Raw genomic sequence first — 20,313 nt, 5'->3', positions numbered from 1 at the left:
TGCAAAGCGATCGCTGGAGCTTACGATCATCATCTTTGCAGAATCGGAAAAGCCGCCTTATTCTAGCGCAGCAGTGCCTAGCGCGGGGAGCTAACAGACGGTTACATTGACGTCAGTGAAAGCATAGGTGCCCATCATTGCAGGCTATTCTCATCTCGGTTCACCCAACGATCGACCTACGATCCGATCGCATTCCCAGCAAACTTCGTTTTGACAAATCCCTTAAACCGTCGCCAATTCGCCTTCACCACCTTCCACTGCACCAGCATATGCAAAATAATCAACGCCAAAAAACTGTAGGACAGCCAGAAATGTAAACCCCGTCCCACATCCACCATCGCTTGACTTTGTGGAAAAAGATCCGGAATCGCAATCCCAAAAAACTTGACATTATTGGGACGAAACGAATTGGACAGAAAAATTCCCGTTACCGGAACCACCCACATCAACCCATAGAGCAAAGCATGTAAAATCACATTGCGAATCCACTTCGGTGAAAACTTAGGAAGTCGCTTAGTATACTTCTTCCCCATCACTTGCAGCAATACCAAAATTCGCCAAGTCAACAACCCTAAGGTCAACAACCCGATCGACTTATGAAAATCGTAAAGTAATCCTCGGAAAGACACTTCCCTTGGGAGCTGCGCCATCCCAGTGCCCACGACAAATAGAATCAGATAGCAAACCGCCATCCACCAATGCACCGACATCAACCGTTGAAAGGCTGAATTGACTCTAGGGGAACGGGGAGCAGTAGACGGTAATGAACCCATAATGGCTTTTCCTCACAGCAGATCAACAAGACCAATCCATCATTTCTTTCAGTCAAGTCCTGAAAAGCAAAGCGACCCCTTCAGAAACATGAGCAACTCCAGATAGAACTATGATTTTAGCGACGGCGGAAGCTGATGAGAAGTATAACGCCCAACAACAGGCGCAGAACCGTGAAAACTAGGCCCAAACTGAAAAGGAAAAACAACCCTATGACACCTTGCCCCTGAAATCGGGGATCTCCATTATCCAGAATCACAATCCAGACCAGAGCCGCAAGGAGGTAAAGCAGGGCCGGAAGCAATGCCACCCCTATTTTTTTACCTCGTTGCAGGAAACGTCTCTTCCAGAAGACCCCAACCGTAAGGGCAAGGTCGATCAAGACAGCCGGAAACAGGACTCGAATCAGATAAAAATCCATGGGAGTTTGAAACCTTCTAGTTACCTAGGCGCATCAGACGAACTTTGCGCCGGATATTCTCCCGGACGAATTTCGATCGTCGTGGTTTGATTGCCCCGTAGCACTTCAAAGGTCAGCCCCTGACCGATCGTACTCGCTTCCACCTTGGCTTGCACATCACTGGAGGTTTTGATCGGTTGCCCCTCCACTTTCTGCACAATATCCCCAGCCTTCAGTCCTCCTTGGGCCGCCGGTGAGCCCTTGCCGACCCGCACAATTAACACCCCACTACTTTGGGTAATTTGCAGATTGTTGTCGGGATCGTTATTGATTTGTTCCTGAAGCTCCGGCGTCAGTTCCACCATTTGAATTCCCAGAAACGGATGGGATACCTTCCCTTTGCTGAAGAGTTGATCGGCAATCCGATTGGCTGTAGCGATCGGGATGGCAAACCCCAACCCCTGGGCATCGGCCCGAATCGCCGTATTAACCCCAATCACCTCCCCTCGATCGTTGAGTAAGGGGCCACCGGAATTGCCCGGATTAATCGCCGCATCGGTTTGGATGAAATTAATGCGCTTGTCGGAAATGCCCACCTGACGGCTCGATCTCCCCGTTGCGCTGATAATCCCCGCCGTCACTGTGTTGTCCAACCCGAGGGGATTGCCGATCGCGATCGCCCATTGCCCCGGAATCAAGCGATCGGAATCCCCTAACTTGACGGTGGGTAAATCCTTCGCATCAATTTTAATCGCCGCCACATCCGTCACCGGGTCTAAGCCAATCACCTTGCCTTTAAACGATCGGCCATCCTTCAGCACCACATTGACTTCATCCGCCTCTGCCACCACATGGGCATTGGTCAAAATTCGCCCATCCGCTGACAGAATAAACCCTGACCCCGTGCCCCGTTCCACCCGCTCCGGTTGGTCGGGAATTTGGTCACCAAAAAAGCGGCGCAGCAAGGGATTTTGGAGCGCTTCAGGCGCGCTAGCAATGTGGCGAGCGGCATTAATCCTGACCACCGCAGGCCCCACCCGCTCCACTGCATCGGCAATAAAGTTAGGGTTATTCGTCGCTGTGGAGGGCTTAGAGTCTTGATCCAGCGGCTGGGTGGCTATGGGCGAGGACGCGGGGGCACCTTCAGGGTTTTTCGCAGCATTGCGCACACAACTGGCCGTCATCAGTCCCACCCCACTCCCGATCGCCACGAGGGAAACCCCGATCGCCAGTTGTTTAAAGGAAAGTGCCATAGTTCGTTCCCGTTCCCGATCGTCAAAAATCCGTTGCTGGCCTAGATTTAAGTGTCGCCCAATCTTGAGAGAGTCAGCGACCCAAGCTGCAAAATTTTACTCGATCCAGCAGAATTCAACGATCGATCGCGATCGTTTCTGCCTCAGCCGCCCGATCGTCCTCCAACCCGATCGGAGCCGCCGCATTGACCAAGGACAACAACACCCCCGTCTGTTCCTGGCCGTTGGAAGCGAGATCACTGTAACAAAGCACCACCTGCTCCTGGGTGCGACTGAGCAAATCGGTCAAAATCCGTTGCAGCCGTTGTTCATTGGCCGCCTGCGTATCATCCACCGTCCAGAGATGCCCCGACCAACTTTGCAAAAACAGCGGAGCCGCAAACAACGAATCCACCCCACTCAGCCAGCGCGGACTGCCCGCATCCAGCCAGAACTGCCAACGGTGTGATCGGCGACTGGAACGGTACTGGAACACGGTGGCCAAGGTCACGGCATTGCTGGCGGGGCCGATCGGTCGTACCGGAAACGGATTCGCCGTCACCGCTCCCTCCCGCAACAGTTGGATCAGTCGGGCGATCGGTTGCGCATCGGACACCTGATGGGGATCGCTTAACCGCAGTCGCGCTTCCACTTCCCAATAGTGCTGCGCCGTTTCCAGCAACTCCCGCAAACTGGCCACCTGCTCAAAGGGCAGATGGGTTCCCCCTTGGAAAAACGTTTGGATGGCCCGATCGAGCAAAACCACTGGCGTAGCAATCATGCGCTGACTCAATTGGGCTTGCTGATGGGCGATCCACTGCACTAGGGCATCGTAGGCTTGGGTGGCTTGGTAACCTAGGCGATCCCAACGGGAAAAGGCTTGGCTGGGCAAGAGACGCGGCGTTTCCGGGTGGGGTTCAAAGCAGTGGTCGGCCAGCAGTCCCGCCCGCACTGGATCGATCGCCCCGGCACAGAGCACCACCAGCATTTCCGCGATCGCATCCCGCTTGATCCGTCGTCCCAGGCCGGGATAGACCAGGGTCAGTAGCGACAGCAGCCCCCGCACGATCGCCACCGCCGTCAGCGGACGTTGTTCGTTCAAATTCTCCACCCGCACGCCCTGGCTCGTCAGGATATTGGTCAAGGCATAGCGGGAAATCGGTTCCAAACCGGGGGCAATAATCGCCACGTCGCGGGGTTCTACCTGTCCCGTTTCGATCCCTTCTAGAATTAATTCGCTGGTTTGGCGCAGCAGTTGGGCGCGGGTTCCCGTTTGCAAGGCTCGGATGCAGGGGGGCAGGCTGGGGGGCAAAAAGCTGGGCGCGATCGCCAGTTCCACCACCGCTTCCCCCAATTCATCAACGAGCGATCTTCCGGGAGCAGCCAGGTCTGTTACTTGACAGCGATCGCGCAGGCTTTCCAAATACGCCGGATCTGCGCCCAAGCCCAGCCGGATTGCTCCCTGGGGGTTGTAGGTCAGCACCGTAGGAGCCTGGGTGGCCAAAAACTGCTCCAACAAAGGCCGCACGATCGCTGGATATTCATCCACATCATCGGCAAAAACGGCCCCATAGCGCGTTCGCAGCTTTTCCTGGTAAAGGGCATCGGGTAGTAGGACTTGGCCGTAGAGTTCCGCAATTAGGCTATAGGTCAGCAGGCCGCGCTGCAAACACCACGATCGCCATTGCAGCAGCAGATCCCGCACGGTGTCGTAGGGCAGGGGCAGTTCCGGCGTTTGGGAGCCTAACCCTTGGCCTAGGACGATCGGGAGATCCTGGAGATCCATCCCACTCAAGGCCGCCAGTTGCATCAGATCCAGCAGGCGGCGCACCAGCTTAGCCTCGCGGATCCCCGTTTGACCCACCGCCCGATCGATCTCCGGTTGCCACAGCCGTTGGGCCAGCTCCTGTTCGTTCTCAGGCCGCAGCCGTAGGGGAAATTGCGCCACCAAATCCAGCTTCTCAATCAACAGCGCCCAAAACAGCACCACCTCATCTTCAAAGAACCCCAGGGGCGTCGTGGCGCGGAAGGGGTACTGGGCCTGGGTGGCAGCGGTGAGTCGATCGGTCACGTCCATGCGGTTATCGCCGATCGCCGAGAGCACCAGAACGCCTGGAAAGGTGGGCAGCGTTGGATAGCTTTGGCGGGTGGCATTGGCCCATAAACAAAACTGATCAATCAGGGCTTGGGTTTTGCCGCTGCGGCTTGGCCCCGTGATCCAATGGGCAAGCGGCTTGGCGTTGGAAGAGGGACGATCGGGGGGCTGACCTACCATGGCGAGAACTCTGCCGAAAACGAGGATGGGAAGGATTTTGAGAACCCTAGGGAAGCTCTATTCTAGTTTGGATGATCTAGGAAACTCCAGGTTTGTTAAAGCGATCGATTAGAAATTTGGTTCGCTCTAAGATAGATATTTCGAGATGTCGGGCATAGAATAAGCTGTGCAATGTTTGCTACAGCACTTGATTATTTTCATTTGCCAGGATTTAATACATCCTCCGGAGACAAGCCGCCTCATCATCAATTATGGTTAGTTTTCTTTCTCGCCTTCGTGCTTATCTGCAACGCGCTGAACAATGGTATCTGACCACCCCCGATCGGGCTCTTGATGAAGCCTATGATGCTGCCTTGATGATTCAGGCATTGGAAAATGAGCACTTTGGAGGACAAAAAATCGGTTCCCCTCAGGGTGAGGTGGGGCAAGAAACCTACGCTTACTTTGAGCAGGAACTGAACAAGCACCTCAAAACGATTCGGCTACGGTTATCAGAGTTTCGGCTGAGTCGATCGACCTTGAATGTCACCAATCCCAAGGCCGATCGCAAGTTACTCCCCGTGGATGAGGCAGGTGCCTATTCGGCTCAGGGTTCCAATGGGCGCTTGATCCCCACCACCAAGGAACGCACTGCCATTTCTCTGGAAAAATTACAGTTCGTCGATCGCATTTTGGCCCGTTATCAAGTCCCTATGCAGGGCAATGGGTCTACGGCGCTGGTTCCAGTGAAGCCCTCTATGACGACCGCTGCATCCGCCATTCCTCCAACCCGATCGAGTCAGCCGTCGTTAAATAGCTATCACGACAATGCCAATCTTTCTGCCCAAATCTTGGCCAATCAGCAAGCGCGCAATAACAAAAAGCCCGATACGCTGAGTAATTTGGAAACGATTTCAGATAAAACGGGGGTATTACCTCGATCGATTTTGGGAACGATCGGTCGCCTGAAACAGGAACTCGATCCCAATGCCGAATATGAAGTCATGCAGGACTTCCAGGCCAAGCGGCAACGCACTAAGATGGCGATTCGCTTTATCTTGATTCTGGTTGCAGTGCCGATTTTGGTGCAGGTGTCGGTGCGGAATGTGGCGCTGTCCGATCGGTTTATTCCGGGTCACTGGATTAGTCATCAATTTGCGATCACGAATCCTAGCAAGATTTTTCTCAACGGTGAAATGACGGAGCAGGCGCTCAAAAGTTTGACAGCCTTTGAGGAACGGCTGAAGTTTGAAGCCCTGCTGCGGGAAACCCTGGGCATGGAAGCGCCGGAGGTGGAGGTGCAGGAGGAAAAAGTGCGCGATCGGGTCAGGACGATCGCGAAAGACTATTCCCATCGCAGTGCCAATGCTGTGAAAAACTGGATTGCCGATCTCTCCGGTGTTATGACATTTATCTTTATTCTGACGCGGGGACGGGTACAAGTCGAATCTGTGAAGGGATTCATTGATGAGATCGCCTATGGCTTAAGTGACAGTGCCAAGGCATTTATTATCATCCTGTTTACCGATGTGTTTGTCGGGTTCCACTCACCCCACGGTTGGGAAGTTTTGCTGGAAGGCGTATCGGAACATTTGGGAATTCCTCCCAGTCGCAATTTCATTTTCTTGTTTATTGCAACGTTTCCAGTGATTCTCGATACGATTTTCAAGTATTGGATCTTCCGTTATCTCAACCGAATTTCACCCTCTGCGGTGGCAACTTATAAGGAGATGAACGAGTAACTCCAGCAAGATGTAGCTCCCATCATCCTCAATACTTCTAGGAGGTTGAGGGAGCTCTTTCATCCGCCATATTTTAGGAATAATCTCGACTAAATTAAGGAGATTGTTTTGAGGAGGAAACCTCTCGAACACGAATAATATTGCGATGCCAATTCAAGAGAGGAACTCTTAATCCAGTGACATCTGCTTCATAGGTAACTCCCACTTGCATCGTTCCATAAAGATCGGAAGAGTTTAACTTACCCAAAAGCAAGACATCCGTATTTTCAAATGTCTCATTGGGCGTAAAAACCATATATTTGGCTCCTTCGTCAAATCGATTTGCTATGCGCTCTAGCTTGTTAACTGTAAATTGGGTAGTATCTTGTGTGGCGTAGAGTAGAAAAGATTGTCCAATCACCGGAACAACACTACAGATTGCTATTAAGATCCAATAAATTGATAATTCATTGTTTCTTCTAGTTTTATTCGCCATTAGTCATTTCCAGAATAATGTAGTGAGGTAGTGAGGTATAAGCTATTTTCAACAATTGGCTCCAAGACACCCTTGAAGAAAATCTTGAAAAGATGACTGCTCTTGAATTTTATAGACTGTAGGTTATGGAGAGGTTAAGGTCTTTTTGGATTGTGTAAACTCATTAAATCGGTTGATTATTATCAAGCTTCACTGAATAGCACGGGCTAGAGCCATCCGAAGAGATTGATTGTTTTGATGAATTTATTTCCGGTCATAACCTTGTGTTGTAGCAGAAATTGAAATGCTGTAATTTGGATGCCCCTAGCGGAATGGTGAAGCGACGATCGAAAAATGAATGCCCCGTTCCTGTAGGTTTTGCTTTTCCGTTGACAGGTTTACTAAGGGAATGCCCCAGTCTAAGCGGGCGGTCAATGCATTGGCTAACTGCAACCGGAGCCCCAGCCCAACGGATGCTAGGGTATTGGTCTCCGGATCAGCTTGATCGCCCAAATTCCACCCTTTCCCAAAATCCACAAATGGCGTCAGTTGCAGCACATTCTGCTGCCGTCCAAAGCGCACGATCGGAATCCGCACCTCCGCTGACAGCAACAATCCACTATCCGTTAACAGTGAGTCCTGCCGATAACCCCGCACTGTATCCACTCCCCCAAGGCCAAATTGCTCTAACCCGACTAACGGTCGATCGGCCAATTGCACATCACCCCGCAACAACAACAGCGTATCCGGCCCCAACAACCGCACCCACTGCGCCTGTCCCCGCCAAGCAAAAAAGCGGCTATCCGGCGCATCTGCATTAATAGTTGATCCAAAGGCATTTAAGCCTAAACTAAACTGCGATCGCGCAGCAAAGACCTGACGACTAGTCCGCTGTGTCCATTCCTGAAAAAATCGCATTGCCGTCACTCGGGTTTTACCGTCCTCATCGGCACCACTGGCTGGAAACGGTAAATCTTCTAAAAACGTAGCTTGACTCTGCCGCCAACTGCCTGTAATTCCGATCGCCAGTTCTTGGGTGGGGGTTTGCAGTAACGGATGGCGTAGGGTCAGTTCGTAATAACGGGACTTGGACTCAATATCTAAAATATTAAACGGTCGCTCAATCACGCTGCTCGCAGATCCGCCATAACTCAAACTCAGTGTTGTATTGTGCGGACTGAGCGGCACGGTGTAGCCCACATCTAGACTATTGCTACCATTCGTATTGCCATAGCCCACACTGAGACTGTCACCAAGACCCAGCAGATTCGCTTCCTGAAGTTGAATCTTACGCTGATCTGTTCCCACACTGGGCGATCGACCATTATCCAAGGTCAAACTCGCATCAAAGGTCTTTGCCTCCACCACACGCACATCCAGCACACTTTGCCCCGGTCGATCGCCCGTAGATAATTCCGCCGATAGGTTTTGAATTCTGGGATCCAGTTGTAGTAGCCGTAAACCATCCAGCAACCGTTCCCGAGTCAGGGGGCGTTGGGCCGCTAGCCCAATGCGCGATCGCACATAGCCGGGATTCAGCCGCTGGGTTCCCGTGACGTTAATTGCTTGTAAACTGCCCTCCAGCACCCGAATTTCTACCACCCCATCGCTTAATTTTTGGGGTGGAATGTAGGCTCCGGAGGTGATGTAGCCTTTTTGCAGATAGAAATTAGTCACCGCCGAGCGGGCTTGGAATAATTCCGTGAGCGTGATGGGCCGATCGACAAATTCAGCCACTACGCGATCGAAGTCCGCCGGGGAAAACACGGTGCTTCCGGTCACTTTGAACCGCTTCACCACGATCGTCTGCGGCCCATTGGGTATCGTCTCATTCGAACCCGTTGGGGGGGATAGTAGCTCCGACGGGGGGGGTAACGGCTGGGTTGGGATGGCTTCAGGTAACGGTTGGGTAGAAGGGGGTTGGGCCTCTCGTGGGACGATCGTCCCACCCGGACGTAGTGTGCGATCGAGGGGAAAGGGGGCGGGAGCTACGGTTTGAGCCAAGCTGGGCGGCATACTGATTAGCAAAGAACTGACTAGGCCGCCAAACACAATCGTTCCAGAAGCCACGATCGTTTCCTCAACGTTGGGAGATTGGGCTGAAGTGAACCATCCCAACCGACAAAGCCAAGGATATAGCGGATTAACCATGATGAAGCTCCGGAAGACACACAGAAATGAGTTGCAAGCGTAACTAGAGATCAGGCAATGTAATTTTTACTGCAACGAAATTTGGATCAAGAGTTCACGGAAGGTTGGATTAAAAGAATTTGAGTTGCAGGTTCAACAGGGAGCCATCAGAGGAACTGCATTATGATATTCGAGTTCCATAACCGCCAAACATTAACTCAGTAATTTCACCCACCTGTGTGAGTTGAGTATCAATTGCCACTAGGGGTTATTGCATAATACTGAGAAAACGGTGACACAGCCGGATTTCTTGGCTACGAAAATAGACGAAATCTGGAAAATTTGTAGGCGTGGCAACTAGACCTATGGCAGCTAGACCTATGGCAGCAACATCCCTAGGATCTGCTCGATGTTCAAGGCGTTCGCGGATCTCGGTAAGATAGAGAATCGTTGTCAATGGGAGCGCGATCGCAATGCGAGTTTTGGTCATGGGCGGAACCCGGTTTATCGGGGTATATCTGACGCGGTTACTGGTGGAGCAAGGCCATGAAGTCGTGCTGTTCAACCGAGGCAAAAAGCCTTCGCCCGTGGAAGGTTTGAAGGTGATTGTGGGCGATCGTACCCAGCCGGAGGCCATCCAACAACTGGCGGGGGAATCCTTTGACGCCATTTTTGACAACAATGGACGGGAACTGAGCGATACCCAGCCTTTGGCCGATTTGTTCAACGGTAAAGTCAAGCATTTTGTCTACATGAGTTCGGCGGGAGTGTACCTCAAGTCTGACCAAATGCCCCACATTGAAGCCGATGCGGTGGATCCAAAAAGTCGCCACAAGGGAAAAAATGATACCGAAGCTTACTTAGCTGCCCAGGGCTTGCCCTTCACCTCCATCCGTCCGACCTACATCTACGGGCCGCAGAATTACAACGATTTAGAAGCTTGGTTTTTCGATCGCATTGTGCGCGATCGTCCCGTTCCCATTCCCGGCCACGGTCAACACTTTACCCAATTTGGCCACTGCGCTGACCTCGCCGCCGCCATGGCGAAAGTCCTGGGCAACGATCGGGCGATCGGGCAAATTTACAACGTCTCTGGAGAGCGGGAAGTGACCTTTGATGGACTCGCCAAAGCCTGTGCAGTAGCCGCTGGCAAGGATCCCGACAGCCTGAAAATCGTTCACTTTGACCCCAAAGCCTTTGACTTTGGCAAGCGCAAAGCCTTCCCCATGCGGACTCAGCATTTCTTCTGTTCGATCGAAAAGGCCAAGGCAGAACTGAACTGGCAGCCGCAATTTGATCTCGTTTCTGGCCTGAAAGACTCGTTACAGAACGATTACTTAGCCTCTGGGCGCGATCGGGCGGATATTGATTTCTCGATCGACGATGAGATTTTGGCAGCAGTGGGTTAGGTTCCTAGGGGTAGGCTTCTAGTCTACGGAATTCTATGCCATCAGCTTTTCCAATCACGGGAGTCAGTTTTTTGTTCATGCAAGGGCTGACTCCGGAAGGGATAATAGAAAGTCTGAGATCAAATCGATTAATCAATGCCACAATCCGATCCCCCCTCCCCCCTTAATAAAGGGGGGTACTAAAGTTTCAAAGTCCCCCTTAATAAGGGGGATCGAAGCTCAGGCTATTCACGATACTTTGAATTGACTGAATCTACACCCATTCAGTATTTAGACGTTTAATCGTTGCCTATCCCATTTCCCATCCCATTTCCCAACGCACCTCTAGCTGTTTGTCTTTGCCATGGCTTTTTACATTGCTCCGCGCTTTCTAGAAAAATTAGCCGTTCACATCACCAAGAACTACCTGGATTTACCTAACGTTAAGGTGCCGTTGATTTTGGGTGTCCATGGGCGCAAGGGCGAAGGCAAGTCGTTTCAGTGTGACCTCGTGTTCCAGAAGATGGGCATTGAAGTGGTTTATATGTCTGCGGGGGAATTGGAAAGTCCCGATGCCGGGGATCCGGCGCGGCTGATTCGACTGCGCTACCGGGAAGCGGGGGAATTGGTGAAGGTGCGGGGCAAGATGGCAGTATTGATGATTAATGACATCGATGCGGGAATTGGTCGGGTGGATCAATTGACGCAATATACCGTCAATACGCAATTAGTTCACGGCACGTTGATGAACATTGCGGATAATCCGACGAATGTGCAATTACCCGGTAGCTACGACAGCGAACCGACGAAACGCATTCCGATTATCGTGACGGGGAATGATTTTGCAACGCTGTATGCACCTCTGATTCGCGATGGTCGGATGGAGAAGTTCTATTGGGAACCCGATCGGGCCGATCGTGTGGGCATTGTCAGTGGAATTTTTGAAGTCGATCAGGTCGCGCGGAAGGATATTGAAACGCTAGTCGATACCTTCCCCGATCAGTCGATCGATTTCTACGGGGCGCTGCGGGCCAGACTGTACGACGAACAGGTGGCGAGATTAATTAGTTCGATCGGGTTTGAAAATGTTTCCGCCCGCGTGGTCAATAGCAAAGAGGCTCTGCCGGAGTTTCATCGTCCAGATTTTAGCTTGCCGCACTTGATCGAAGTGGGCCATACCATGGTGCGGGAACAAAAACGTATCCAGGAATTGCGATTGGTGCAAGCTTACAACCAAAGTATTCAACGATCGCCCCAGGAATCCGATCGCGCAGGGAGCGATCGTGCAAGTCCCGATCTACCGACTCCGGCTCCAACCCCAGAACGCAAAAGCTATCCCGGTATGCCCTCATCAACTCGGTTGAGCCCTGCCATGGTTGGCGAAATTAACCGCATTATTGGCATGGGCGATCGGATTGGGATTGAATACGCCAATCCGCGTCGTTTTCGGACGGGGTCTTGGAATTGCTACGGCACCTTTGAACAGGATCCCAGAACCGCGATCGCGGCGTTGGAGGCTTGCTTAGATGAGCAGTCTAGTAATTACATTCGTCTGGTAGGAATTGGCAAACGCGATCGGAATCGACTGACGGAAATGATGGTGAATCGTCCGATGGGCTCGCCTTCCTAGCATTGTTAGTATGGCTCAGGGATTGCCCCTACCGCATTGCATTCCCTGGAGTCGATCGGGTTTAACGTCAATTCAACCAGCAAAATTGTCCCTCATAAATCCCCTGTGCTTAAACGGAGAAGCCCCTTTCGGGGGGTGTCGGGGGAGTAGAGTCCCCTGACATTGCAGGGGGGCGGGGAGAAGTTCCCCGATCCTTGCGGCGTAGCCGCCCCGACGATCGCGCAACCCCACGAATTCATCGAACTGACATAGGTTTAACGAGTGGATGCCAATCGTTTAACGTAAACCCGATCGCATCGAGCCGTTTCTACGCCAGTGCTGGGCCGATAGCCGTGGGTTTCATAGAGCTGAACCGCCTCTTTTAACACACTGGCCGTCTCGATCCAGATCTCCTGAAACCCGTGAGCTTGAATAGTCGCTTCCAACTGTTGCAGCAAAAACTTGCCTAAACCTTGGCCACGTACTGTGGGTAGCAAATACATTTTGCGCAATTCGACGGCTTGGTTGCCCCGATCGATCGGGTAATAGGCTCCCGTGCCAACCACCGTTCCCCCCTGCTCAATCACCCAAAATTCCCCACCCCGACTCAGATAACAATCCTCCACTTGCAGCACATCTCGATCGGCCCCCTCCGGCTCCCAACCCAAGCCATACTCCGCCAGTACGGTGGCAATCACAGCAGCGGCAGCCGCGCGATCGTGGGGTTGCCAAGGGCGTAGGATACAGTCTCGGTATTGCAAAGGCATAGGATTGGGCCTGTGATTCGGCAGAGCTTGCATCAGGAATGAACCCGTGGCTCGGGGTGTAAGGTGGCTAAAATATTGCTTTCTACCTCGGCCAGTTCTTCCAAGCGCTGCATGACGATCGCCCGATCGAAATAGGTGTCCGCCAGCACCCAGTAAGCACCGTAGTGTCGCGCCTCCGAGGCCATCAGACTACCGTAGAAGTCCGCCAGTTCCCGATCGGGGCAATGGGCGGCCAACAGTCCCAAGCGTTCGTGGCTCCGAGCTTCGATGAGGCCGGAAACCAGCAGCAAGTCCAGCATTCGATCGGGTTCGTCCCGGCGCACGGATTTGTTCAGGGTGGCTCCGTAGGGCGGCGGTGCGAGGGGAGCCAAGGCAATGCCGCGTTCCTCCAGGATGGCGTTGACCTGCTCAAAATGCTGCAATTCCTCCTGGGCGATCGCGGTCAGGCTTTTGATCAACTTAGCGCTGGAGGGATAGCGAAACATGAGATTTAGCGCTACACTAGCGGCTTTGCGCTCACAGTGGGAGTGATCTAGCAAAATCGTATCCAGATTGGCTAGGGCTTGCTTCACCCACGCATCGGACGTTGGCGTTGTTAAAAAGCGGATTCTCGGCAGCGTCTCAGAACTCACAGGAGGCTCGAATGATTTGGTTGGCATTTGCAATTTTAACGGCTTTCTTTGAGTCTTTGAAGGATGTGATCAGTAAACACAGCCTTAAAGTTGTGGATGAGTATGTGGTGGCCTTTCTGAGCCAAGCCTTTGCGGTGGTATTTTTATTACCTGTGCTGTGGGTGGTGGGCATTCCCGAGATCCAGCCGGACTATTGGCGGGCTTTGGCGATCGGGGGCAGTATCAATGTCGTTTCGTTTTTGCTGTACATCAAGGCGATTAAGTTGGCGGATTTGTCGCTGACGGTGCCGTTGGTAACGTTGACGCCGCTGTTTTTATTAGTGACTTCGCCGATCATTGCCCATGAATTTCCCAACGGGGCGGATGCGATCGGGGTCTTTTGTATCGTAATTGGGTCCTATGTGTTAAATCTGCGGGAAAAGCATAAGGGCTATTTCGCACCGTTACGGGCGCTGTTTGTCAATAAAGGCAGTCGGCTAATGCTGGTGGTGGCGGCGTTGTGGAGCATTACGGCAGCGTTTGACAAAGTGGGGGTGATGAGTTCTTCGCCGTTTTTCTGGTGCGTTTCACTATTTTCGTTTATTGCGTTGGGAATGCTGCCGATCGCGCTGTTGCGTTCCCGAACCCCGATCGCGAAAATTACGCCGCATTTGCCGAAGTTGGCCAGTATTGGTTTGATGTTTGCGATCGCGGTGGGTTCGCAGATGGTTGCGGTGGGGATGACAGCAGTGACGCAGGTGATTGCGGTGAAACGGATGAGCGCATTAATTAGTGTGATTTTGGGTCATTTTTTATTTAAGGAAGATGGCATTAGGGAGCGGTTGCTGGGTGCAGCGATTATGGTGAGTGGGGTCGTGATTATGACGGTTTTTTAGGATGAAGGGGGAGAGGGGCAGGGTTAATTTTAGCGCGATAGAATAGGAGTGCTGTGAAGATGGATGAGTTTCATGAAAGATTGCCAAAGTTATGCTGAAGGTGATGGCAAGTATAATGTCAAGATTGTTGATTTTCCAACGACCCCAGTGGCGGTTCTAGAACATCGGGGGGATCCTACTCTGATTGAGGATTCCATTGGCAAATTCATTGCTTGGCGCAAGCAAAACCATCTCTCTCCAGCAACTAACGCAACGTTTAATATTCTCTATAACAGTCCTACAGAGACTGCACCTGCGGACTATCGGTGTGATCTCTGTGTGGCAACGGATCTCCCGATCGGGGAAAATGCCTATGGTATTGTGGCTAAAACCATTCCTGGGGGGAAATGCGCGGTTTTGCGCCATATTGGTGATGATGGGATGCTGGGTGAGAGCATGGCCTATCTTTTCGGGCAGTGGTTGCCGATGAGTGGTGAGGTTCCCAGAGCATTTCCGCTGTTTCTCCAGAGAGTGCTCTTTCCCCCGGCAGTGTCTGCCCAGGAAGCGATCGTTGATATTTTTCTACCGCTTCAGTAATCCTCTTCATGTACGACGTGGCGGGAGGCGGGAGCGGTTAGAAATTGTGCTGGGGATTAAAAAACCGGATGTTTCCAAAAAACCGGTTTTTTGGAAACATCCGGTTTTTTGGAGTAGGCGCGATCGAGGGTCGCTGCACAGATCGGATGTCGTCAAGCTTGAATTTAGATTGCTCGCTGGATTTTTAGCATTAAGGCATCCACTTTAACGACTGAACAATTTGAGATGCTTCCTCGGTTGTAATGATTGTCGCACAACCGCGAGTGATTCCTCCTGAGTACACACGATAAAACGGGCCTGAGGAAGGAGAAAGACTCAACCACTCTGATGAGACATGACGACTCTCTGAATAAGATCCCACCGCCGTTGATCCAAACAATTTACTGGTTACGGAGATTTCAGGTTCTAGAGCAGGGCCACCAACTCCTCCACTGGTGCCTTCAATTGTGAAGCAGGCTTTGCTGGGGTCACGATAGAGAATTGAGTAGTTTGGTCTTCCAACGCGACAACCATTAGGGCCGCATGCTTCGGTGGTAACGCCAACAACTCGAAAACCTTTGGGCACATCGGCAGGAATCACTATTTTCATGTTCAAGGATTTCAGCGCTTTGTACTGAGTATCTGTCATGCCAGTGGGTTGGGATTTTGCTCTAGACAGATTTGCTTGAGAAACTCGACCAACCTCTTGAGCGCTAGCAGAGCCGGGAATCAATACACCGGAAATCGCTGCTCCAATTGCAGTGATAGTGAAAAATGCTAAAACCTTAAACGGACGAATCATAGCTGTAGAATACATTGTTCAATAACATATCTAATCTAATGAAAATCAATCTTAATTAACTCGGAGAAAATGCGGTTTTTTATCTAATAGCAGTCTGCATATCCCTCATACGTCAATTTAGCCAAATTGAAATCATTTCTAAAAGCTGCAAGCCTTTCACAATAAGCTGTCTAGCATATACACATCATCGTCAAATGGTTTAAACCTTTGGAAATAGAACATATACGTTAAAGCTCAGGCTTTGTAGGGATTTCGTTGTTTTTAGTTGATTGACCTTTTCCCAAAGTGATTTAAGAGGGATAGACCAAACTGTCAAGAACTTTTCACGGATGAGAAAAATTTATGGATTGTGCTCTAGTCGGACGTGTTGAGAGACTTTGGATTCTAAAAGCTTGATTAAAGCTGGATCCATTCTTTGGTAATTGTCTGGGATGTCTAAGCAGACCAATTTTTTGCCTTTCAGCAATGGTTTAAACCGCTTCGACACCTGAGTCCGGTGATAGGGTTCCATGGCGAAAATAATATCGGCCCACTCAATCAGATCTCCACTGAGCGGAGTCGCTGCATCGCGATTGGTTCCACAGCCAATGGCTTCAATTCCCTCGTACTGGCTGAAGACTTCTTCCCCCGTTGGGCTTCTCAATTGATTGGCACTACAAACAAAAAGTAGATTCATGGGTTGTACATATCTTGTCTGGTCATCATAAAGCTTTCAGCCATTGAAAGCACTGGATGATCGATTGCTTTTAGGGTGTTGCTGACACCAAATCAATAGGTGTTGCAGTTACCAGTTGATTTGGTATGAAGAGGCTAGGGCGTTTCCGCTGTTTCTCCAGAGAGTGCTCTTTCCCCCAGCAGTGCCTGCCCAGGAAGCGATCGTTGATATTTTTCTACCGCTTCAGTAAAGTTCAGCATTAGCTGTATAACGATCGCGCTCATTGGATACAGACAAACTGTGCAAATTAATTGACCATATTGATACGTTCCGGTGAAGCGCAGTCGTCATGCGGTGCCTTCACAAGCAGATCCTTGGGGTAAGAGTTATACCTTAATCTAAGCGTCGTTCGATTATAGCCAATGTTTTGGATAAGTTCTTTCTTCAGCTAAATTGTTGAAGATGACAGCGCACACAACTAAAATCACCGAACCCTCAAAGGCAGGTCTCAGCAAAAATTGCCAATCGGGTTGGGTCATCATTACAACTAAGGCAACAGCTCCTGAGGGAGGGTGCACCGTTCCAGTAAGTTGCATAATACCGATCGTAATCGATACTGCCATGCCGATCGTCAGAGGTGAAGCCCCGAAAAGATGCAGAATTGTCAGACTCACAAGCGATGCTAAGACATTCCCACCGATGACATTACGAGGCTGCACCAATGAGCTATCGGGAACCCCGAAGATCAGAACGCTGGTAGCACCAAACGGAGCCATCAGCAACGGCGAGTTCGTTGTCATCGTCAGGTAAGCACAAATAGAAATAGCCAGGAAACTGCCGAACCAACTCCAGAAAATGTGTCGATGATGAGGCTTCTCAACTGGGCAAGTCAAAGGGCAGGATTGCCATCTGTGGAAGACTTTGTACAAGTAGTTTTCCCATCTCGATCGAACTTTCTTGTAGTTCAGCATAAACCAGTAATAATCACCGCTGAAGTTAGAATATCATGGTTTCCTTAAGAAAATTTAAAAAAGTATTCAAATATACAGATTTTTTATTATTTGTTTATTTAGGTTTATTTATAGTAGCAAAAATTATGTTTCAAGCCTTTTGAGTCCTTATCAAGCCTTGATACTGCTACCGAAAAATATTAAGACTCAGCTATTAAGACTCAGCACTGCTGCATTCCATGGGTGGAGAATTGCCGCATAATGCCCCCCGTTCACCCGCAGTCAGTAACCTTTTGCACTAACCTTTCGCACTCAGCCAACTAACTTTATACGATCGGTGCGCAATGGCTTGTGGATAGACGAAAGCAATATATATTTGAGCTTACAATACTGCAATATCTTTCAAGCAACGACGTGTCAACTCCATGCGAAGAGATGGATCTTTCTCATTACGAATATCGATGTTGGTAGCAAAAAAATAAGTATTCTTACCTTTCTCCAAATAACCGATATACCATCCAATATTTGGTATCACTTTACTTCCAAAACCGTACCAACCGGTCTTACCTCTGATTGTGTAGTCTGGAGTTCTCTCATTAATCATAATGTCCTTCACAGTAGAGAGTGTTCCCTCAGAAAATGGTAAATCGTTATTATAAAGACGTTGGAGAAATTGAATTTGCTGTTGAGGTGTAACTTTTAATAACCCATTTAACCAAAATTTATCAATATCATCTTTCTGTCCAATATTTTGATTTCCATATTTCACCTGAGTCACCCATTGTTGCATTCGCTCATGTCCTACTCGGCGGGCCAGAACTTGGTAAAACCAGACTGCGGAAAGTTTGAATGCTTCTCTCATATTCAAGTCTCGATTCCACGCAGGCAACTCCCTTTGAATTCCATCCCACGTAAGAACAGCAATTTCATCCGTAATAACTTTAGTTTCTAATGAAATTAGTGAGTTAAGAATTTTGAATGTTGATGCAGGGGGGAAAGCTGTTTCATTTCGTTGTGGATTATGTTGAAAAACACGATTATTGCTCAAGTCGTAGATCAGAATTGAACCCTCAACTTTCAGATCTAAAAAGTGTCTTGAAAAATCAATATTTTGAGCAACATTTGCCTGGATGGGAGGCTTGGAGGCAACGTTTTGCATTGTCGCATCGGATTGTGTGACTTGAACTAGGAAGGAGATAATGCAACACAATACAACGAAAACAATTATTATAGGACGAAGAATACGATTCATAAGCTTTCCCAGGGTAAGGAGATGTAGCTTCGCAGATTTCGGAGCTAGAGATGCATCAACAATCAAGTACAAATTCTCAACGACTAATCAACAGATACCTTTGCACCATAACAGCCCTTGAGCTGCCTGTAAAATAAGCCATTCACCCACGTGTTTCGTCCATCAGCTCCAACAAATCGTTAGACACCAGAAGTGATGCAACTTTACCAAAAACTATTGTACCGCCAGCGCCGATATTTGGCTGATACCTGTTGTTGCGATCGCCCCTAAATATCGATTGACAGTGCAGATGTTATTCGATTAGTTCAACTGAATCAATTCGATACTGCTTTAATCGTAGTAATTTTCATTGTCGTCTCTTGATTTTGAGTGATTCACAGAAATTATTTGCACAGCTTTACCTACTAAACTTCCAATTAGTAAAGGAATGCCAACCCCTCCTCCAACTAGAATAACCATTGAAAGAATCCCTTTAGCGAATTCTTCTGCTTTTGAACATCTATTAGGGAGAGCGCAACCCATTGAACCAAGAGCAAAGGCAAACCATCCAGCACAAGTAATAGAGAGTGGAAGGATTAGGAATGCAACTAAACATCCAGAAGCTTTAGAAAGACAACTAGACGACTGAGCACGATCTTTGTTGTTAGATTTTGTCACCTTTCAATACAGACTTTTAAATCTCAAGCAATGTTTAACGCAAAGTTCACCTGCTGTGAGTTAGCTTTGCTGAAAATAGCATAGCATTGCCAGTCAGGTACGACGATCGGTTAGGCTGGGCTAATCATGGAGTTTTTCCAGATTTTGGCCGGGAAACGACTGCCCACGAATCCACCCGAAAGATAGATCGAACTTTGCATCACACAAATGAGGGAGAAAGCACCCCGATCGCTCTCAATGACCACTATCTATGCTTCCGTGGACGGGTTCCTGGGTAAATGAGTCAGTTAGTTTTGCTAGAACCTCGATCGATCTGATTCTGGGAAAACGAACGGAGCAATGTCGCAAAAGCCTCGATCGATGAGTCCGCGCCGAGTCTCAAATAACATTGATGATGCGATCAATGAAGCGATCGTAATAACCACAATTTTGAAACGTGAACTGAAATGCTGGAAAAACAGAGACTGGAAGAGCTTTTTTCTCTCTGGGCAGTCAGCATAACGTTTGCGATCACCAGACTCAGATAACTCTGGCTACTAATTATCATACTCCAAAGTTCCGGTGCATCGCACTTGTTCTACGGCTGGCACTCACGAATAAAACGCTTCGTACTCATCATGATCGCCAATCCAAAACCAAGTCACCGTGTCCCCTGACATCACCCCCACTGCCCGATGACTCTTCGTTACCCGCACTGACCAAATATTTTCGTCGCTGTCAATGCACTTAAAATGTAACGATGGATGAAATGGATTCTCAGCCCATAAACGATATGCTTTCCTGGCTCCGGCTCTAACCGCTGGACTCATGGCGCGATACTTTTCCCAAAACGAGGGCAATGTCGCCGACTTCATAGCTGTTCATAGTCCATCGGCGTGGCCATTCCCGCTGCAATCTCTGCTTTGGCTTTCTGGGCTGCCGCGACTAGATTATGCTTCGTCCGCTTAAACGATTCATCCCAGCGCTTTTCTTCTTCAATTTCGGCGAGATAGGCACGAACATGCTCCACTACTTGCGCTTGAAGCTCATCAGGCAGTGACTCAACCATTTTGACGATCGTGGTAATGGCAGGAGAAGACATGGCATCTATCAGCGCAGTGGGTCTTTTCTATTCTATAACCTACTAGACGTGTTGGGAAATAATGGATAATGTGAAGCAGTAGCCCAGAGCCTTCTCATGCTGAATCT

The 20,313-nt window shown here is 49.7% G+C and carries 22 protein-coding genes; 5 read left to right on the top strand and 17 right to left on the bottom strand.

Annotated elements, in window-relative coordinates; all coding sequences use genetic code 11:
* Positions 1-176 precede the first annotated feature (176 nt).
* From ACN4EG_RS20880 to ACN4EG_RS20865, 4 genes are all read right to left on the bottom strand, one after another.
* Positions 177-773: a cytochrome b gene (locus ACN4EG_RS20880; RefSeq protein ID WP_431632124.1), complete on the bottom strand. Its 597-nt coding sequence runs from the start codon at positions 771-773 to the stop codon at positions 177-179.
* A 116-nt stretch (positions 774-889) separates the two neighbouring features.
* Positions 890-1,192: a hypothetical protein gene (locus tag ACN4EG_RS20875; protein WP_431632123.1), complete on the bottom strand. Its 303-nt coding sequence runs from the start codon at positions 1,190-1,192 to the stop codon at positions 890-892.
* A 20-nt stretch (positions 1,193-1,212) separates the two neighbouring features.
* Complete coding sequence (locus ACN4EG_RS20870; protein ID WP_431632122.1) at positions 1,213-2,424, bottom strand: HhoA/HhoB/HtrA family serine endopeptidase; 1,212 nt, start codon at positions 2,422-2,424, stop codon at positions 1,213-1,215.
* Between the two features lie 115 nt (positions 2,425-2,539).
* Positions 2,540-4,678, bottom strand: a complete 2,139-nt coding sequence (locus ACN4EG_RS20865; RefSeq protein WP_431632121.1) for a PD-(D/E)XK nuclease family protein — start codon at positions 4,676-4,678, stop codon at positions 2,540-2,542.
* 251 nt (positions 4,679-4,929) lie between these two features.
* Here ACN4EG_RS20865 and ACN4EG_RS20860 point away from each other — a divergent pair, with 251 nt between their 5' ends.
* The gene (locus tag ACN4EG_RS20860) at positions 4,930-6,399 is read left to right on the top strand and encodes a proton extrusion protein PcxA (protein WP_431632120.1); all 1,470 of its coding nucleotides are present in this window, start codon (positions 4,930-4,932) and stop codon (positions 6,397-6,399) included.
* A 94-nt stretch (positions 6,400-6,493) separates the two neighbouring features.
* Here ACN4EG_RS20860 and ACN4EG_RS20855 read toward each other — a convergent pair whose 3' ends face one another.
* The 3 genes from ACN4EG_RS20855 to ACN4EG_RS20845 form a co-directional block, all read right to left on the bottom strand.
* Positions 6,494-6,874 carry a hypothetical protein gene (locus tag ACN4EG_RS20855; protein WP_431632119.1) on the bottom strand — a complete coding sequence of 127 codons (381 nt, stop codon included), beginning with the start codon at positions 6,872-6,874 and terminating at the stop codon, positions 6,494-6,496.
* A 303-nt stretch (positions 6,875-7,177) separates the two neighbouring features.
* Positions 7,178-9,004 carry a ShlB/FhaC/HecB family hemolysin secretion/activation protein gene (locus ACN4EG_RS20850; RefSeq protein WP_431632118.1) on the bottom strand — a complete coding sequence of 609 codons (1,827 nt, stop codon included), beginning with the start codon at positions 9,002-9,004 and terminating at the stop codon, positions 7,178-7,180.
* A 247-nt stretch (positions 9,005-9,251) separates the two neighbouring features.
* Positions 9,252-9,473, bottom strand: coding sequence for a hypothetical protein (locus ACN4EG_RS20845; protein WP_431632117.1), 222 nt, complete (start codon positions 9,471-9,473; stop codon positions 9,252-9,254).
* On the opposite strand from ACN4EG_RS20845, the gene ACN4EG_RS20840 reads away from it, so the two are divergent.
* Both ACN4EG_RS20840 and ACN4EG_RS20835 read left to right on the top strand, forming a co-directional pair.
* Positions 9,457-10,392: an NAD-dependent epimerase/dehydratase family protein gene (locus ACN4EG_RS20840; protein ID WP_431632116.1), complete on the top strand. Its 936-nt coding sequence runs from the start codon at positions 9,457-9,459 to the stop codon at positions 10,390-10,392. The two genes, ACN4EG_RS20845 and ACN4EG_RS20840, sit on opposite strands and share 17 nt — an antisense overlap.
* 343 nt (positions 10,393-10,735) lie before the next feature.
* Positions 10,736-12,001, top strand: coding sequence for an AAA family ATPase (locus ACN4EG_RS20835; protein WP_431632115.1), 1,266 nt, complete (start codon positions 10,736-10,738; stop codon positions 11,999-12,001).
* A gap of 254 nt (positions 12,002-12,255) precedes the next feature.
* On the opposite strand, the gene ACN4EG_RS20830 is transcribed toward ACN4EG_RS20835, so the two are convergent.
* Together ACN4EG_RS20830 and miaE are read right to left on the bottom strand one after the other, a co-directional pair.
* Positions 12,256-12,747 carry a GNAT family N-acetyltransferase gene (locus tag ACN4EG_RS20830; protein ID WP_431632114.1) on the bottom strand — a complete coding sequence of 164 codons (492 nt, stop codon included), beginning with the start codon at positions 12,745-12,747 and terminating at the stop codon, positions 12,256-12,258.
* A gap of 32 nt (positions 12,748-12,779) precedes the next feature.
* Complete coding sequence (gene miaE / locus ACN4EG_RS20825) at positions 12,780-13,379, bottom strand: tRNA-(ms[2]io[6]A)-hydroxylase (protein WP_431632113.1); 600 nt, start codon at positions 13,377-13,379, stop codon at positions 12,780-12,782.
* Positions 13,380-13,390: 11 nt separating this feature from the next.
* Between miaE and ACN4EG_RS20820 the strand changes: the two genes are divergently transcribed.
* Positions 13,391-14,254 carry an EamA family transporter gene (locus ACN4EG_RS20820; RefSeq protein WP_431632112.1) on the top strand — a complete coding sequence of 288 codons (864 nt, stop codon included), beginning with the start codon at positions 13,391-13,393 and terminating at the stop codon, positions 14,252-14,254.
* A 72-nt stretch (positions 14,255-14,326) separates the two neighbouring features.
* Positions 14,327-14,830, top strand: a complete 504-nt coding sequence (locus ACN4EG_RS20815; RefSeq protein WP_431632111.1) for an AraC family transcriptional regulator — start codon at positions 14,327-14,329, stop codon at positions 14,828-14,830.
* Positions 14,831-15,020: 190 nt separating this feature from the next.
* Here the strand turns inward: ACN4EG_RS20815 and ACN4EG_RS20810 are convergent, their stop codons facing one another.
* From ACN4EG_RS20810 to ACN4EG_RS20775, 8 genes are all read right to left on the bottom strand, one after another.
* Complete coding sequence (locus ACN4EG_RS20810) at positions 15,021-15,611, bottom strand: hypothetical protein (RefSeq protein ID WP_431632110.1); 591 nt, start codon at positions 15,609-15,611, stop codon at positions 15,021-15,023.
* A gap of 340 nt (positions 15,612-15,951) precedes the next feature.
* Entirely contained in the window at positions 15,952-16,287 is a 336-nt protein-coding gene (locus tag ACN4EG_RS20805) for a low molecular weight protein tyrosine phosphatase family protein (RefSeq protein WP_431632109.1), read from the bottom strand.
* A 134-nt stretch (positions 16,288-16,421) separates the two neighbouring features.
* Positions 16,422-16,550: a hypothetical protein gene (locus ACN4EG_RS20800; protein ID WP_431632108.1), complete on the bottom strand. Its 129-nt coding sequence runs from the start codon at positions 16,548-16,550 to the stop codon at positions 16,422-16,424.
* Positions 16,551-16,679: 129 nt separating this feature from the next.
* Complete coding sequence (locus ACN4EG_RS20795; RefSeq protein WP_431632107.1) at positions 16,680-17,237, bottom strand: HPP family protein; 558 nt, start codon at positions 17,235-17,237, stop codon at positions 16,680-16,682.
* A gap of 361 nt (positions 17,238-17,598) precedes the next feature.
* Positions 17,599-18,468: a class D beta-lactamase gene (gene blaOXA, locus ACN4EG_RS20790; protein ID WP_431632106.1), complete on the bottom strand. Its 870-nt coding sequence runs from the start codon at positions 18,466-18,468 to the stop codon at positions 17,599-17,601.
* 330 nt (positions 18,469-18,798) lie between these two features.
* Positions 18,799-19,125: a hypothetical protein gene (locus tag ACN4EG_RS20785; protein ID WP_431632105.1), complete on the bottom strand. Its 327-nt coding sequence runs from the start codon at positions 19,123-19,125 to the stop codon at positions 18,799-18,801.
* Between the two features lie 590 nt (positions 19,126-19,715).
* Positions 19,716-19,979: a ParE family toxin-like protein gene (locus ACN4EG_RS20780; RefSeq protein WP_431632104.1), complete on the bottom strand. Its 264-nt coding sequence runs from the start codon at positions 19,977-19,979 to the stop codon at positions 19,716-19,718.
* Entirely contained in the window at positions 19,976-20,206 is a 231-nt protein-coding gene (locus ACN4EG_RS20775) for a hypothetical protein (protein WP_431632103.1), read from the bottom strand. Before ACN4EG_RS20775 ends, ACN4EG_RS20780 begins: the two co-directional genes overlap by 4 nt.
* Between the last annotated feature and the right edge of the window lie 107 nt (positions 20,207-20,313).

Origin of the sequence: Alkalinema pantanalense CENA528 (assembly GCF_050753345.1) — a bacterium.
In the GTDB taxonomy this organism is placed as follows: Bacteria; Cyanobacteriota; Cyanobacteriia; order Leptolyngbyales; family Leptolyngbyaceae; genus Alkalinema; species Alkalinema pantanalense.
The sequence above is the reverse complement of the archived record's forward strand: the minus strand, read 5'-3'. Positions and strand labels throughout refer to the sequence as shown.

What these genes read in the sequence shown, in the direction of transcription:
- ACN4EG_RS20845 (WP_431632117.1), bottom strand. Translation starts at nt 9,473, where the DNA reads ATGACCAAAACTCGCATTGCGATCGCGCTCCCATTGACAACGATTCTC.
- ACN4EG_RS20855 (WP_431632119.1), bottom strand. Translation starts at nt 6,874, where the DNA reads ATGGCGAATAAAACTAGAAGAAACAATGAATTATCAATTTATTGGATC.
- ACN4EG_RS20815 (WP_431632111.1), top strand. Translation starts at nt 14,327, where the DNA reads ATGAAAGATTGCCAAAGTTATGCTGAAGGTGATGGCAAGTATAATGTC.
- ACN4EG_RS20860 (WP_431632120.1), top strand. Translation starts at nt 4,930, where the DNA reads ATGGTTAGTTTTCTTTCTCGCCTTCGTGCTTATCTGCAACGCGCTGAA.
- ACN4EG_RS20880 (WP_431632124.1), bottom strand. Translation starts at nt 773, where the DNA reads ATGGGTTCATTACCGTCTACTGCTCCCCGTTCCCCTAGAGTCAATTCA.
- ACN4EG_RS20850 (WP_431632118.1), bottom strand. Translation starts at nt 9,004, where the DNA reads ATGGTTAATCCGCTATATCCTTGGCTTTGTCGGTTGGGATGGTTCACT.
- ACN4EG_RS20820 (WP_431632112.1), top strand. Translation starts at nt 13,391, where the DNA reads ATGATTTGGTTGGCATTTGCAATTTTAACGGCTTTCTTTGAGTCTTTG.
- ACN4EG_RS20795 (WP_431632107.1), bottom strand. Translation starts at nt 17,237, where the DNA reads ATGCTGAACTACAAGAAAGTTCGATCGAGATGGGAAAACTACTTGTAC.
- ACN4EG_RS20810 (WP_431632110.1), bottom strand. Translation starts at nt 15,611, where the DNA reads ATGATTCGTCCGTTTAAGGTTTTAGCATTTTTCACTATCACTGCAATT.
- ACN4EG_RS20840 (WP_431632116.1), top strand. Translation starts at nt 9,457, where the DNA reads ATGCGAGTTTTGGTCATGGGCGGAACCCGGTTTATCGGGGTATATCTG.
- ACN4EG_RS20865 (WP_431632121.1), bottom strand. Translation starts at nt 4,678, where the DNA reads ATGGTAGGTCAGCCCCCCGATCGTCCCTCTTCCAACGCCAAGCCGCTT.
- ACN4EG_RS20870 (WP_431632122.1), bottom strand. Translation starts at nt 2,424, where the DNA reads ATGGCACTTTCCTTTAAACAACTGGCGATCGGGGTTTCCCTCGTGGCG.
- ACN4EG_RS20830 (WP_431632114.1), bottom strand. Translation starts at nt 12,747, where the DNA reads ATGCCTTTGCAATACCGAGACTGTATCCTACGCCCTTGGCAACCCCAC.
- ACN4EG_RS20775 (WP_431632103.1), bottom strand. Translation starts at nt 20,206, where the DNA reads ATGTCTTCTCCTGCCATTACCACGATCGTCAAAATGGTTGAGTCACTG.
- ACN4EG_RS20835 (WP_431632115.1), top strand. Translation starts at nt 10,736, where the DNA reads ATGGCTTTTTACATTGCTCCGCGCTTTCTAGAAAAATTAGCCGTTCAC.
- ACN4EG_RS20800 (WP_431632108.1), bottom strand. Translation starts at nt 16,550, where the DNA reads ATGAGCGCGATCGTTATACAGCTAATGCTGAACTTTACTGAAGCGGTA.
- ACN4EG_RS20875 (WP_431632123.1), bottom strand. Translation starts at nt 1,192, where the DNA reads ATGGATTTTTATCTGATTCGAGTCCTGTTTCCGGCTGTCTTGATCGAC.
- ACN4EG_RS20780 (WP_431632104.1), bottom strand. Translation starts at nt 19,979, where the DNA reads ATGAAGTCGGCGACATTGCCCTCGTTTTGGGAAAAGTATCGCGCCATG.
- blaOXA (WP_431632106.1), bottom strand. Translation starts at nt 18,468, where the DNA reads ATGAATCGTATTCTTCGTCCTATAATAATTGTTTTCGTTGTATTGTGT.
- ACN4EG_RS20805 (WP_431632109.1), bottom strand. Translation starts at nt 16,287, where the DNA reads ATGAATCTACTTTTTGTTTGTAGTGCCAATCAATTGAGAAGCCCAACG.